Genomic DNA, 13,244 nt, shown 5'->3' on the forward strand with positions numbered 1-13,244 from the left:
GTCATTCCTTTCCACGGAGGCGGGAGGGCCGGGCGCCCGAGCGCGCCCGGCCCTCGCCGTCAGGCCGCGATCTCCTCGCGGTGCTCCGACGACTCCACGGCGATCTTGCGCGGCTTAGCCCGCTCGCTCACCGGGATGACGACGGTGAGGACGCCGTTCTCGTAGGAGGCGCTGATGCGGTCGACGTCGACGCCGTCTCCCAGGGTGAACTGGCGCAGGAACATTCCCGAGCTGCGCTCACGCGTGAGCCAGCGGGAGCCCTCGCCGGTGTCGGCGGTGCGCTGCGCGCGGATGGACAGCTGGGACCCGTCGACGTCGACGTCGATCGATCCGGGGTCGACGCCGGGGAGATCCGCATGCAGGACGTAGGCGTCCCCGTCGCGGAAGAGGTCCACCGGCATCAGTCGAGGCGATCGAACGGAATCCAGCACGCTCGCAGCAAAACGATCGAGCTGGCTGATCGGATCGAATGTCATTCCCATGGTGTACTCCTTTCGATCTGCCCGTGAGACGGGCTCAGGTGGAGGATGCAGGGGATCTGCATCCGAAGGTGTAGATTTGTTATAGATCAAGACACCGAAAATCGCAACCCAATCGGAGAAGTCTCAGACATGACAGAACCTGACAGGGCCACACCGCTCTACGGGATCGCCGTGGCCGCCCAGCTCGTGGACATGCCCGAGGCCACGCTGCGCCTCTTCGAGCGACACGGCCTGCTCGATCCGCATCGCAGTGACGGCGGCACCCGGCGCTACAGCGGCAACGACATCGACCGTCTGCGCAGGGTCGGGCGACTGCGCGACGAGGGCATGAACCTCGCCGGGATCGGACGCGTGCTGGAGCTCGAGGACGAGAACGCCGGGTTGCGCGCGGAGCTGGCCGCCGAAAGGGCCGAATCCGACGAGTGATCCGCCGGGGCGTCAGGCGTTCAGGCCCAGGCGGCCTCGGTGACGCGCGGCGGGTGAGCGCCGGCGTCGTACACGCGCACCCAGTGCACCTCGACCGCGATGACCGCGAAGCCGTCGGCCAGAGCGCGCGATCCGGGGAAGCGCGCACTGTAGGCCTCGCCCAGACGTCGCCGCTCGTCGTCGACGCTCACGCGCGCTCGGCCCTCGAGCTGCACGGTCACGTCGGCGTCGGTGACCACGACCGCCACCCGCGGGCGGGCGCGGACGTTCGCGACCTTCCGGGAGCTCTCGAGGGCGTCGAGCACCAGGAGCCCGTCGTCCGTCGCGGTCAGCCCCACGAAGGCGGCCTGCGGCTCGGCATCCGACCCGACCGACGCGACCACGCCCGCTCCGCAGGTGCGGACGAACTGCGCGACGGCGGAGCGGTCAGCGGCATCGAAGCTCATGAGTCCGACGATAGGGGCAGCGCGCGCTCCCAGGAGGCGACGCCGCCGGGGACGACGCGGAAAAGCGGGTGGGGCCGAGGCTGCTCGTGAGCCCACCGCTCGGCATCCGCCGGACTTCGCACCCGCAGCTTCGCTCCGAGATGCTCCCACTCCAACGCGAGCTGCCCTTCGGCCACATCGAGGATCGCGCCAGGGGTCGACGGGGAGATGATCCGGGACCGATCGAAGCGATAGCCGCGGGCATCCGCCTCGTCGGCCACCCCGCTGAGGTACGCGCCCACCGCAGAGAGCGGATCGGGTGCGGCGCGGAACCGCTCCAACTGCGGATGCCGCTGATATCCCCGGGTGCGCCCGGCGAGCACCGCCTGTGCCAGCAGCGCCTCGCGCCAGCAGGCCACCAGTGCGGCCCGGTCGAGCTGCGAGGGGTGCACCGACCAGAGCCTCATGCCGAGACCTCATTCCGGGCTTCGGCATCCTGCGATGCCTCGGGCTGCTCGGCATCGCGCCGGGCCAGCCGGGAGGGCCACCAGATGACGCGGCCGAGATCGTAGGAGAGCGCCGGCACCAGCAGGGAGCGCACCACGAAGGTGTCCAGCAGCACGCCGAACGCCACGATGAACGCGATCTGCACCAGGAACAGGATCGGGATCACGGACAGCGCCGCGAAAGTCGCCGCCAGCACCAGACCCGCCGAGGTGATCACTCCGCCGGTCACCGAGAGGCCGCGCAGGATGCCCTCGCGTGTGCCGTGGCGGCGGGACTCCTCGCGCACCCGCGTCATCAGGAAGATGTTGTAGTCGATGCCCAGTGCGACCAGGAACACGAAGCCGAACAGCGGCACCGCCGGGTCGGCTCCGGGAAAGCGGAACACGCCGTTGAACACCAGCGCCGCGACGCCCATCGCCGACCCGAACGACAGCACCGTGGTGAGGATGAGCAGCACGGGGGCGACGACCGCCCGCAGCAGCAGCATGAGGATGAGCAGGATCACGCCGAGGATCACCGGGATGATCAGGTTGCGATCGTGGATCGACGCCGCGTTCGTGTCGACGGCGGTGGCGGTGACCCCGCCCACCAGGGCATCCGTGCCGTTCAGGTCTGCCCGCAGCCGCTCGACGGTGCGCTCCGCGGACGCGGAATCCGCGGCATCCGTCAGCGTGCCCTGCAGCAGCACCCGGCCGTCGACGACCGTGGGCTCAGGTGCGGGGGTGCCGGGAGGACCGAAGGCGGTGATGCCGTCCTCGGTGATCGGGGCGCTGCCGGACGGCGAGTCCGACGCCGTCACGGAGACGCCGTCGACGCCGTCGTCCGCGAGCAGCACGTCGGCGACGTCCTGCAGTCGCGACTCCTCCGCGAGCACGTAGACCGGGCTCCCGGAGCCTCCGGGGAAGTGCTCGCCGAGCACGGCCTGCCCGTCCCGCGCCTCGGACGTGCCGAGCACGAGGTCGGACTGCGGCACTCCGCCGGCATCGAGCTGCACCGCGCCCGCGGCGGCCACCGCGAGCACGAGTGCGGTCGGGATCCAGATCGCGCGGGGGTGACGGCGGATGCCCCGCGCCAGCCGCGGCCACAGGCCCCGGCCCTGCAACGCGTCGGCCTGCATCGTGAGGCCCGGTTCGAAGGCGGGCCGGCGCGGCCAGAACGCCGCCCGCCCGGCGAGACCCAGCAGCGCGGGCAGCAGCGTGAGCGCGGCGAGCATGGCGAACACGATGCCGATCGCCGCGACCGGGCCCAGGGTGCTGTTCGACTTCAGATCGCTCAGCAGGAGGCACAGCAGACCTGCGATCACCGTGCCGCCGGAGGCGAGGATCGGCTCGAAGGCGCCCTTCCACGCTGCGCGCACGGCCGTCCAGCGGTTCTCGGTGGTGAGCAGCTCCTCGCGGAACCGGGCGACCAGCAGCAGCGAGTAGTCCGTCGCGGCGCCGATAACCAGGATGAACAGGATGCCCTGGGTCTGGCCGCTCAGCAGCAGGATACCGAGCTTCGCGGCCCACCACACGACCAGGAGCGCGACGCACAGGGCGAACATGCTGGTGCACAACACGATCAGGGGCAGCAGGAGCGAGCGGTACACGATCACGAGGATCACGAGCACGGCCAGCAGAGCCACCAGCAGCAGGATGCCGTCGATGCCGGAGAACCCGGCGAGGAGGTCCGCGGTGAACCCGGCCGGTCCCGTGATGTGCACGGTGACGCCGTCGGGCACGCTCTTGCGCAGATCGGCCGACAGCGCGGCGGTGACCTCGCCGACCTCGGCATCCGCGTCGATCGGCACGAACGCCTGCGCGGCCAGACCGTCGTCCGAGACCAGCACAGGGGAGGAGCCGCCCTTCACGCCTTCGGCGGCGGTCGCATCCTCGAGCCCGGCGGCGAGCTCGTCCTTGAGGGCGTCGTCGATCTTGGCATCGGATGAGAAGACGACCACGGCCGGGATCGAGTCGGAACCGAGGAAGTTGCCCAGCGACTTCTGCACCTCGGTGGCCGCCGCCGAATCCGGCAGGTAGGCGGTGGCGTCGTTGGACGAGACCTCGTCGATCTTCCCGAACAGCGGTCCGCCGAGGCCGGCTCCCACCAGCCACAGCAGGATGAGCGCGGACGAGAACAGGACTCGTGGCCAGGTGCGGTGCGTCTTCTCGGTGCTGTGCGACATGCCGGGCCCTTCTTCGCTGGAATCAAGAAGAGGATATTGCTAGCCAAGCTAGAAAACAACTCGGCGTGAATAGAGGAAAAGCTAGAATGCAGGGCATGCGAGAGGAATCCGCCGCAACGGGCACTCCGGCCGAAGGCGACCGGACGACGCAGACGCCCGACGGCCTTGCCGATGCCGACGTCTACGACGTCGACTACAGCGATCCGGACCAGATGCTGGTCGATCGCGAGGGCATGCCGGCCGTCGACGTGCGGCAGATCACCGAGCTGATGTCGTCGCTGGGGGAGCTCCGCGACGCGGAGGAGCGGCTCTCCGAGGCCTCGCGCCGCTATATGCGGCTCAACGACACCGACATGCGAGCCCTGCACTACCTGATCGTGTGCGCCCACCGCGGGATCCTCGCGACCCCCGGCGGCATCGCCCACCATCTGCGCATATCGTCGGCCTCGACCACCAAGCTCCTCGACAGGCTGGAGCGCGGCGGGCACATCGTGCGTGCACCGCACCCCACCGACCGGCGGGCGCTGGCGATCTCGATCACCCCGCAGACGCATCAGGCCGCCATGGAGACGGTGGGCAGGCAGCAGGCGAAGCGCTTCTACGCGGCGGCCAGACTCACCGCAGCCGAGCGCGATGTGGTGATCCGCTTCCTGAGGGACATGGCGCGCGAGATCGCACCCGGCGACGAGGCGTGGACTCAGCAGCAGCCGGAGGACTGACCGCCGCCCCGCCCACCGAGCGCTCGCGGTGCCTAGAGTGTGGTCATGGAGAAGAATCGAGCGGAGGAGCCCGAGCGGCCGGCCGCCGTCGACGCCGAGGAGGCGCTGCGCGAGGCCGACGCTGCTGCGGGCGCCGCGAAGGCCGAGGCGAATCGCTGGGGCGGCGCGGACAAGAAGCCCACCGAGCCGAAGGACCGCTTCTGGTGAGCTGGGACGAGATCACCGAGCCCCGGCGGCGAGACGAGCTGATCGCGGCGGCCGTCGCCCGCGCGTACGGGGCGAAGGCCGCGGCCGAGCGGCAGGAGACCCCGGCCCCCGAGTCGCCCTCCGGCGAGATCTGGTCGACCGACGACGGCGCCGCGACCGTGTGGGCCATCCCTGGCGAAGGCGAGGTGGTGCTCGCCGATGTGCACACCGCCGAGCAGGACCCCGAGGCGGTCTGGACGCTTCTCGAAGACCTGGCGGTCGTGGCGGGCTGGACGGGCATCTGGCATTTCAGCTCCTTCAGCGGCGACGCCTTCATGGCCGCGCTCGCCGAATCCGCGGACGCTCGCCGCGTCGCGACGAAGATGCGCGTCGAAGTGGCTGAGGTGCCGGCGCCGAGCGGCATCCGACTGCATCCGATGGACGACGCGGACTACGCAGCCTTCCGCGATGCGTCGGATGAGGAGTACGCCCAGGAGCGCTTCGACTCCGGCGCCGACCCGACGATCGAGGCCGCGCGCCGGACCACGGCCGAGCAGATGCTCGAGCTGCTGCCCGACGGGCTGCAGACGTCGGGGAACCGATTCTGGACCGTCCGCGACGGCGATGACCGGAGTGCGGGGATCCTGTGGCTGCATCTGCGCGAGAACCTTGGGTTCATCTACGACATCGCCATGGATGAGGATCGTCGGGGACAGGGACTCGGCACGCAGACGCTGCGCGCAGCGGCGGCGGAGACGGCGCGCGCGGGGCTCGGCGTGCTGGCCCTGAACGTCTTCGGCAGCAACCCGGGCGCGCGACGGCTGTACGAGCGCGAGGGATACCGCGTCACCGAGTCGCTCTGGTCGGTCCCGATCCCGCGGCGCTGACGGCATCATCCGGCGTCGGCGCGGACCCCGCGATCGTGGATGCACGGGGCCGCACCGCGCTCGACGATGCCGGTGCCGTCACCCGTCCTGCAGTATCCGCAGCACCTCGTCGGCCGTGATCTCCCCACCCGTCGCATCGGTGTGCTGCTGCACCCGCACCGCAAGCTCGACCTGCTCCTCGCGTGTGAGCTGGATGCCGTGCGCCGCCTCCAGGAGGTGCGCGATGCCGCCCTTCCCCGATTGCGAGTTGACGCGGATGACGGCCTCGTAGCCTCGACCGATGTCGGCCGGGTCGATCGGCAAGTAGGGAACGCGCCAGGCGATCTCGCTCTCGCTGCGCCCCTCCGCGGCCGCACGGCTCCGGTGCTCGGCCAGTCCCTTGCGGATCGCGTCCTGGTGCGTGCCGCTGAACGCCGTGTGCACCAGCGATCCGGCATACGGATGCCGCGGGTGCACCTCGATGCGATTGCACTCCTCGACCGTCGTGCGGATCTCGTCGATGTCCGAGAAGTCGATCATCGGGTCGATGCCCTGGGTGTGCAGGTTCAGGGCGAGCGTCACGAGGTCGACGTTCCCCGTGCGCTCGCCGTTGCCGAAGAGGCAGCCCTCCACGCGCTGGGCCCCTGCGAGCATCGCCAGCTCCGCGCACGCGACGCCGGTGCCGCGATCGTTGTGCGGATGCACTGAGAGGATCACGGAATCCCGCCGTGCGAGACTGCGGTGCATGTACTCGATCTGATCCGCGTAGACGTTCGGCGTGGCGATCTCCACCGTGGCCGGCAGGTTGATGATCACGGGGCGATCAGGCGACGCATCCCACAGTGCGGTCATCGCGTCGCAGATCTCCAGCACGTAGTCGGGCTCGGTCTGGTTGAACACCTCGGGGGAGAACTCGAAGCGGACGTTCGGCAGATCGCCCGCGGCCTCGAGCACGTCCCGGCCACCGCCCAGGATCAGCTCCCGCAGCTCGCTCCGGCTGCGGCCCAGCACCACATCGCGCCAGATCGGAGCGGTGGCCGTGTAGAGGTGGATGACGACATCGTTCCGGATGCCGCGAATCGCGGCGGCTGTGCGCTGGATGAGGTCCCGTCGGGCGGGCGTGAACACCACGATCGTGACATCATCCGGTGCCAGAGCGGTCTCGGCGAGCAGCCGCACGAAGTCGTAGTCGGTCTGCGAGGCGGACGGGTAGCCCACCTCGATCTCCTTGTAGCCCATCGCGACCATGAGCTCGAAGAAGCGGCGCTTGCGCTGCGGGCTCATCGGCTCGGCGAGGGCCTGATTGCCGTCGCGCAGGTCGACGGGAACCCACAGGGGCGCCGTGGTCGGGCGTCGGGCGGGCCATTGCCGCTCGTCTCCGAGGGGCACCGACACGCGGGAGAAGGCATCGGAGTACCGGTGCGAGGGCATCGGCGAATGCCGTTGCCGGTTCCACGCCGGCGCGACTCGCTCGGAGTCGGCGGCGGGGAAGGGAGGAGTGATGGATGCGGACATGGTTCTCTTCTTCCGGTCTGGTGAGTGCGACCGGCCTGGGGACGTCGAGGCTCCACGACGGGGAGCCGATCGAACTAGGCCCCGTCGTGGCGACGAAGGAGGAGACCCTGGTGATGCATGGCTAGACTGTAACACAACTCCTCAGACAAGCAGATGGGTTGAGATGGCACAGGTGATGCGCGAGACACTGGCTGACCGGGCGGCGCAGCTGCTGCTCGACCGGATCCGGAGCGGGGAATGGGCGCTCGGAGAGAGACTGCCCGGCGAGACCACGCTCGCGCCCCAGCTCGGAGTCGGCCGATCCACGGTGCGCGAGGCGATCCGCCAGCTCGCCGCGAAGAGCGTGCTGCAGACCCGGCAGGGCGCAGGCGTCTTCCTGACCGCCCTCGACGTGCGGAGCGACTGGGACGACGTGCTGCGCCGGGCCGACATCCTCGCCGTCATCGAGACGCGGACCGCGATCGAGAGCGAGGCCGCGGATCTCGCCGCCCGGCGACGCACGCAGGCGGACCTCCGCGCCCTGCGGCAGGCGCTCGCGGGGCGTGATGCATCTCGGGCCGCAGCCCGCGCCTCGCGCCGCGCCGCGTCGATCGAGGGGCACGTCGACGCCGACCTGGCGCTGCACAGGTGCATCGTCGTCGCCGCGCACAACCCGGTCCTGCTCGACCTGTACGACAGCCTCACACCGCGACTGCGTCAGGCGATGATCGACATGCTCAGGATGCGCCGGTCGTTCGGCGATGACGACGACCACGAGGCTCACGTGGATCTGGTCGAAGCGGTGGTGGGCAGGAGGTCGTCGGAGGCGTCAGCGCTCAGCCGGGCGCACCTCGCCGGACTCGCCGAGGCGATCGCATGACCCATCGTGATGCGGACACGGCAAGAGCCGTGAAGCGCGGCTGAGCGTCACGCGACGTCTGTCCGGGCGCGCCGTTCACCGGAAGTCGCGGGAGCGGTGTGCGAGGCCGGTGCGCAGATCCTCGAAGGCGTCGGCGAGCACGTTCGCGACGCCCTCCGGGGAGCGCTCCAGGATGCCGCGGACGATGAGCGCGGGGGAGTCGCGGGCGACCCGCCGGTAGCGCCCCCAGACGCCGGCCGAGCAGATCACGTTGACCAGCCCGTGCTCGTCCTCCAGGTTCAGGAAGGTGATGCCGCTGGCCGTCGCCGGCCGCTGCCGGTGCGTGACCACGCCCGCCACCTCGATGCGGCGACCGGACTCGTGCGTGCGCAGCTGCTGAGAGGTGAGCACGCCGCGCTCGATGAGGGCATCCCGCAGGTGAGCCATCGGGTGGTCGTCGGTGGAGACCCCGGTGGCCCACAGATCCGCCGCCAGGCGCTCGTACCCCGACTGGTCGGCGAACAGCGGCGGCTGCACGGCGATCGCCGTGCCCGGCAGGAAGCGTGCGCGATCCTCGGCGGCGGCCCCCGCCAGCCAGATCGCCTCGCGCCTGCTCAGGCCGAGACACTCGAAGGCGCCGGCGGTGGCGAGCGCCTCGAGCTGTGCAGCCGTGGCATCCGTGCGCCGCACCAGATCGTGCAGATCGCGGAACGGCCCGCGCTCATCCCGCGCGGCCACGATCCGCTCCGCCAGCTTCTCGCCGATCCCGCGCACGCCGGACAGCCCCAGGCGCACTGCGAACCGGCCGTCCCGGCGGTGTGCCGCGGATTCGTCGGGGGCGGTGCGGTCGAAGCGCTGCGGCGTCGGCGGATCGGGAGTGATCAGGCAGGAGTCCAGGCCGGTCGGCGCGTCGCCGTCCTCGATCCGCTCGAGCCCGTCCAGCACCCCTGAAGCGTGCAGGTCGGGTCGCAGCACCTGTACGCCGTGATGACGGGCATCGGCAGTGAGTGACGACGCCGAGTAGAACCCCATCGGCTGCGAGCGCAGCAACCCCGCCAGGAACGCCGCCGGGTAGTGCAGCTTCAGCCAGGAGCTGGCGTACACCAGCAGCGCGAACGACAGCGAGTGCGACTCGGCGAAGCCGAAGTTCGAGAACGCCTGGATCTGCGCGTAGATGCGATCCGAGACGTCCTCGTCCAGGCCTCTGCGCCGCATGCCGGCGTAGAGCTTCTCCCGGACCCTCTCGATCTTCTCCAGGCCGCGCTTGGAGCCCATCGCCCGGCGCAGCAGGTCGGCCTCGTCTGCGGTGCAGTCGCCGATCGCGGTGGCCATCTGGATGAGCTGCTCCTGGAAGATCGGCACGCCGAGGGTGCGCTTCAGGATGTCCTCCAGATCCGGATGCGGATAGGGGATCTCGAACGGCACAGGCTCTTCGCCCCGCTTCAGGCGCTCCCGGTTCTCGGCATCCACCCGATCCTTCTCGGCCTTGCGGCGCACGAACGGATGCACGGCCCCGCCCTGGATGGGGCCGGGGCGGATCAGTGCGATCTGGATGGCCAGCTCGTAGAACTCCCTGGGCTGCAGGCGGGGCAGCAGTCCCATCTGCGCCCGGGACTCGACCTGGAACACCCCGATCGAGTCCGCCCGGCACAGCATGTCGTAGACCGCCGGCTCCTCCTTGGGGAGGGTCTCCAGCGACCACTCCTCGCCGGTGGACTCGCGGACGAGATCGAAGCAGTGCCGGAGGGCCGACAGCATGCCGAGCCCCAGCAGGTCGAACTTCACCAGCCCCATCGAGGCGGAGTCGTCCTTGTCCCACTGGATCACCGTGCGATTCGGCATCCGGGCGTGCTCGACCGGTACCACCTCGCCGACCGGACGATCGGTGAGCACCATCCCGCCCGAATGGATGCCGAGATGCCGGGGTGCACGGATGAGTGCGTCCGCGTAGGCGAGCACATCGTCGGGGATGTCGTGCCCCTCCACCGGCTCCAGACCCGCGCCCCAGCCGTCGACCTGCTTGGACCAGGCGTCCTGCTGGCCGGGCGAGTACCCGAGCGCCCGGGCCATGTCGCGCACGGCGTTCTTGGGACGGTACTGGATGACGTTCGCGACCTGCGCAGCGCGCTCCCGGCCGTACTTCTCATACACCCACTGGATGATCTCCTCCCGCCGGCCGGAGTCGAAATCCACGTCGATGTCCGGTTCCTCGCTGCGGGTCGTGGCGAGGAAGCGTTCGAAGGGCAGCCGGTACAGGATGGGGTCGACCGCCGTGATCCCCAGCAGATAGCAGACCGCGCTCGCCGCCGCCGATCCGCGGCCCTGGCAGAGGATGCCGCGATCCTTGGCCTCCTTCACGATCCCGTGCACGATGAGGAAGTAGCCGGGGAAGTCCTTCTCCTCGATGACATCCAGCTCGCGCTCGATGCGCTGCCTGCCCTTCTCATCCAGGGTCGGGTACTTCTGCGGCACGGCGGCCTGGACGAGCGCCCGCAGGTGACTCATCGGGGTCTCGCCGTCCGGGACCTCCTGCCGGGGGAGGGCCGGCTTCGCCCGGTGCAGCGGGAAGGCGCACTCCTCCGCGATGCGCAGCCCGTGCGATATCGCTCCCGGATAGCGCCGGAATCGGGCCGTCATCTCCGCGCCGCTGCGCAGATGCGCGCCGCCGTGCGAGGGCAGCCAACCGTCCAGGTCGTCCATGCTGCGCACCGCGCGCACCGCCGCCACAGCCTCGGCGAGCCGGGAGCCCGCAGGCTCCGCATAGTGGGTGTTGCCTGTGGCCACCACGGGCAGCCGCAGCCGCCTCGCGATCTCGGCGAGCGCGTCGTTGCGGCGGGTGTCGAGGGGGTCGCCATGGTCGAACAGCTCCACGGCGACATGATCGGGGCCGAACAGATCGATCAGGTGCTGCAGCGGTGCTCGGGCGTCGCCGCGCTCCAGGCCGCGTCGCACCGCCCCTTTGCGGCATCCGGTGAGCACCGTCCAGTGCCCGTCCGCTCGCGCGGCGAGCTCCTCGAGGTCGTAGACCGGCCGTCCCTTCTCGCCGCCGCGCAGCTGAGCGGCCGAGATCGCCCCGGAGAGTCGGTGGTAACCCTCCTCGCCGTGGACGATGACGAGCAGATGGTCGCCCTCCGGGTCGGGGGTGCCGCGCTGCGGAGCGGAGAGCCCCAGTGACAGCTCGGCGCCGTACACGGTCTGCACCTTCGCCTTCATCGCCTCGGCCACTTCGGCGAAACGGGAGGCGCCGTAGAAGCCGTCGTGGTCGGTGAGGGCGAGAGCGGTGAGGCCCAGCCTCTCTGCTTCTGCGACGAGATCTTCAGGGGAGGACGTGCCGTCGAGGAAGGAGTACCAGGAATGCGCGTGCAGTTCCGCATAGGGGACGGCGTCGGCGGGGCGGGGGACCGGGGTGAGAGGCGTGCGCGAACGGCGCCGGCTGACAGGACCGGGATCGGAACGTGGACGCACAGGCTCGGCGTGCACCGGATGCTCGGCGCTGAGTGTGCGCTCCAGCTCCGTCCAGGAGAGATCCGGGTTGTGCCAGCCCATCAGCGGTACCTCCCCTCGGCCCACCAGTCGCCCTCGGAGTGCAGCACCAGCCAGGCCCGGTGCTGCCGGTCCAGCAACTGGAAGCGATGCCCGGAACGGCTCCGTCCGGCATCCCAGCGGTGCTCGTGCACCGGCCAGGGGCCCGCCCAGCCGATCACCTCGCTGTCGTCGATGAGCGCAGGCGGGCAGGACAGTTCGCCGCGCTCGCCGATGCTGATCGGCGCGCCCTCGGCGCCCGTGACCCGCACCGGGCGCAGGGGCGTGAACACCTCGGCGGGCAGGGGATCCGGCAGGCTCCCCGGCCAGGGCTGCGCAGGATCGCGCTCCACGACGGCGCGCTCGCCCCATGGAGTCAGCACCTGGCGATCCGCCAGCAGGCGCCCGCCGGAGACGCTCGCGGTGGCGACCCCGGTGTGCCCGAGCAGCGTCTGCACCCGCGAGACGGCGTGGTGCAGGCGCTCATCAGTGCCGGATCCGAACAGCCCCGGCTGATGATGTGCGGCGTCGTCCACCGCGACCGGGGCGATCCGCACGCCGACGATCCCGCGGAAGGCGTGCGCGGCGTCGGCATCCGCTCCGGCATCAGGGGAGGCGGCGGCGAGGGATTCGAGCTGCCAGCGCACCCGGTCCACGAGGTCCGAGGCGTCGAAGCAGGTGGGGTGCAGCCAGGTGCGCGAGAACACCGCCCCGTCATCGTCGCCGAGGTCGATGCGGACCTCGGTGCACACCACGGAGGCATCGGCGAGGGCGAGCATCACGGCGTCCGCGGTCTGACGCACGGCGAAGGCGATCTGGTCGGACTGTCCCAGCGGCGTCTCGAACTCGATCTCCCTCGCCAGCTGAGGATCGGGCCGCCGCGGGGTCGGAGGCCGGGAATCCGCACCCCGGGCCAGGGCGTGCAGCCGGGCGCCGTGCTCGCCGAAGCGCTCCCGCACCGCCAGGGGTTCGAGGGCGGCGAACCCGCCCAGCGTGCTGATGCCCAGCCGCCTCAGCAGATCCGCCAGCTGCGGCTCGTTCAGCACCTGCAGCGGAAGCGGGGCGAGGAACTCCCGCGCCTGCCCGGAGGGGATCAGCGCCCACCCCGCCTCGCCCGCGCCGCGGGCCGCCAGCTCGGCGGTGAACATCCCGTCCGCGACCCCGATGCGGGTCTCGGCGTACCCCGCCTCGGCGAGGATCCCGAGCAGCGCGGCCGCGGCCTCGCCCTCGCCGCCGTGGTACCGCGAGATCCCGCGGGAGCGCAGGGCGGCGAGGCCCGGCCGCAGCAGGTGCGCACCGGGGGCGTGCGACTCGATCAGACGCAGCACCGGCAGGAAGGCGCGCTCGTCCTGAGCGGTGTCGTGCGGCAGCATCCGCAGCTCCGGCATCCGGCTCTGCGCGAGCCGTCTGCGCTGGCCGACGCGCACCCCGTGCGCCCGTGCCGATGCCGTGCACGCCGTGACGACCCCGCCGTGCACGAGCGCGGTGGGCGGATGCGGGGGAGCGGCGCCCAGGGCGGCGCGCAGCGGCCAGTCCGGGAACCACAGCACGTGCATCCGTGCGACGGCAGGAGCGTCCACCTCGCCACCGTCCA

The 13,244-nt window shown here is 70.9% G+C and carries 12 protein-coding genes; 5 read left to right on the top strand and 7 right to left on the bottom strand.

From position 1 onward, the window contains the following. Positions 1–59 precede the first annotated feature (59 nt). On the bottom strand, positions 60–482 hold the full coding sequence (locus tag ACTJJ4_RS00240; RefSeq protein WP_292703805.1) for an Hsp20/alpha crystallin family protein: 423 nt from the start codon (positions 480–482) through the stop codon (positions 60–62). Between the two features lie 129 nt (positions 483–611). Between ACTJJ4_RS00240 and ACTJJ4_RS00245 the strand changes: the two genes are divergently transcribed. After that, positions 612–908, top strand: coding sequence for a MerR family transcriptional regulator (locus ACTJJ4_RS00245; RefSeq protein ID WP_292703802.1), 297 nt, complete (start codon positions 612–614; stop codon positions 906–908). A 20-nt stretch (positions 909–928) separates the two neighbouring features. Here ACTJJ4_RS00245 and ACTJJ4_RS00250 read toward each other — a convergent pair whose 3' ends face one another. Genes ACTJJ4_RS00250 through ACTJJ4_RS00260 form a run of 3 tightly spaced genes read right to left on the bottom strand, consistent with a single transcriptional unit; the run spans position 929 to position 4,004 of the window. Continuing rightward, positions 929–1,354 carry a pyridoxamine 5'-phosphate oxidase family protein gene (locus ACTJJ4_RS00250; RefSeq protein ID WP_440941537.1) on the bottom strand — a complete coding sequence of 142 codons (426 nt, stop codon included), beginning with the start codon at positions 1,352–1,354 and terminating at the stop codon, positions 929–931. After that, positions 1,351–1,800 carry a pyrimidine dimer DNA glycosylase/endonuclease V gene (locus ACTJJ4_RS00255; RefSeq protein ID WP_440941538.1) on the bottom strand — a complete coding sequence of 150 codons (450 nt, stop codon included), beginning with the start codon at positions 1,798–1,800 and terminating at the stop codon, positions 1,351–1,353. Before ACTJJ4_RS00255 ends, ACTJJ4_RS00250 begins: the two co-directional genes overlap by 4 nt. Further along, a complete protein-coding gene (locus tag ACTJJ4_RS00260) occupies positions 1,797–4,004 on the bottom strand; it encodes an MMPL family transporter (protein WP_440941539.1) in 2,208 nt (735 codons plus the stop codon). Before ACTJJ4_RS00260 ends, ACTJJ4_RS00255 begins: the two co-directional genes overlap by 4 nt. Positions 4,005–4,099: 95 nt before the next feature. Between ACTJJ4_RS00260 and ACTJJ4_RS00265 the strand changes: the two genes are divergently transcribed. From ACTJJ4_RS00265 to ACTJJ4_RS00275, 3 genes are read left to right on the top strand one after another with little or no spacing between them, the layout of a single operon-like run. Continuing rightward, complete coding sequence (locus ACTJJ4_RS00265; RefSeq protein WP_440941540.1) at positions 4,100–4,723, top strand: MarR family winged helix-turn-helix transcriptional regulator; 624 nt, start codon at positions 4,100–4,102, stop codon at positions 4,721–4,723. 45 nt (positions 4,724–4,768) lie between these two features. Next, the gene (locus ACTJJ4_RS00270) at positions 4,769–4,930 is read left to right on the top strand and encodes a hypothetical protein (protein ID WP_285630038.1); all 162 of its coding nucleotides are present in this window, start codon (positions 4,769–4,771) and stop codon (positions 4,928–4,930) included. Beyond that, the gene (locus tag ACTJJ4_RS00275) at positions 4,927–5,796 is read left to right on the top strand and encodes a GNAT family N-acetyltransferase (protein WP_440941541.1); all 870 of its coding nucleotides are present in this window, start codon (positions 4,927–4,929) and stop codon (positions 5,794–5,796) included. The genes ACTJJ4_RS00270 and ACTJJ4_RS00275 overlap by 4 nt, the downstream gene beginning before the upstream one ends. A 78-nt stretch (positions 5,797–5,874) precedes the next feature. Here ACTJJ4_RS00275 and ACTJJ4_RS00280 read toward each other — a convergent pair whose 3' ends face one another. Next, positions 5,875–7,290, bottom strand: a complete 1,416-nt coding sequence (locus tag ACTJJ4_RS00280) for a 2-isopropylmalate synthase (protein ID WP_440941542.1) — start codon at positions 7,288–7,290, stop codon at positions 5,875–5,877. Between the two features lie 163 nt (positions 7,291–7,453). On the opposite strand from ACTJJ4_RS00280, the gene ACTJJ4_RS00285 reads away from it, so the two are divergent. Further along, complete coding sequence (locus tag ACTJJ4_RS00285) at positions 7,454–8,149, top strand: FadR/GntR family transcriptional regulator (RefSeq protein ID WP_440941543.1); 696 nt, start codon at positions 7,454–7,456, stop codon at positions 8,147–8,149. Between the two features lie 75 nt (positions 8,150–8,224). On the opposite strand, the gene ACTJJ4_RS00290 is transcribed toward ACTJJ4_RS00285, so the two are convergent. Beyond that, entirely contained in the window at positions 8,225–11,674 is a 3,450-nt protein-coding gene (locus ACTJJ4_RS00290) for an error-prone DNA polymerase (protein WP_440941544.1), read from the bottom strand. Then, positions 11,674–13,230 (bottom strand): DNA polymerase Y family protein, encoded by a 1,557-nt coding sequence (locus ACTJJ4_RS00295; protein ID WP_440941545.1) that lies wholly within the window; start codon positions 13,228–13,230, stop codon positions 11,674–11,676. Before ACTJJ4_RS00295 ends, ACTJJ4_RS00290 begins: the two co-directional genes overlap by 1 nt. Between the last annotated feature and the right edge of the window lie 14 nt (positions 13,231–13,244).

This window comes from Microbacterium sp. 22195 (assembly GCF_052056515.1).
Lineage (GTDB): Bacteria > Actinomycetota > Actinomycetes > Actinomycetales > Microbacteriaceae > Microbacterium.

Coding starts and splice junctions, on each gene's coding strand:
- ACTJJ4_RS00240 (WP_292703805.1), bottom strand. CDS start 482: ATGGGAATGACATTCGATCCGATCAGCCAGCTCGATCGTTTTGCTGCG.
- ACTJJ4_RS00245 (WP_292703802.1), top strand. CDS start 612: ATGACAGAACCTGACAGGGCCACACCGCTCTACGGGATCGCCGTGGCC.
- ACTJJ4_RS00250 (WP_440941537.1), bottom strand. CDS start 1,354: ATGAGCTTCGATGCCGCTGACCGCTCCGCCGTCGCGCAGTTCGTCCGC.
- ACTJJ4_RS00255 (WP_440941538.1), bottom strand. CDS start 1,800: ATGAGGCTCTGGTCGGTGCACCCCTCGCAGCTCGACCGGGCCGCACTG.
- ACTJJ4_RS00260 (WP_440941539.1), bottom strand. CDS start 4,004: ATGTCGCACAGCACCGAGAAGACGCACCGCACCTGGCCACGAGTCCTG.
- ACTJJ4_RS00265 (WP_440941540.1), top strand. CDS start 4,100: ATGCGAGAGGAATCCGCCGCAACGGGCACTCCGGCCGAAGGCGACCGG.
- ACTJJ4_RS00270 (WP_285630038.1), top strand. CDS start 4,769: ATGGAGAAGAATCGAGCGGAGGAGCCCGAGCGGCCGGCCGCCGTCGAC.
- ACTJJ4_RS00280 (WP_440941542.1), bottom strand. CDS start 7,290: ATGTCCGCATCCATCACTCCTCCCTTCCCCGCCGCCGACTCCGAGCGA.
- ACTJJ4_RS00285 (WP_440941543.1), top strand. CDS start 7,454: ATGGCACAGGTGATGCGCGAGACACTGGCTGACCGGGCGGCGCAGCTG.
- ACTJJ4_RS00290 (WP_440941544.1), bottom strand. CDS start 11,674: ATGGGCTGGCACAACCCGGATCTCTCCTGGACGGAGCTGGAGCGCACA.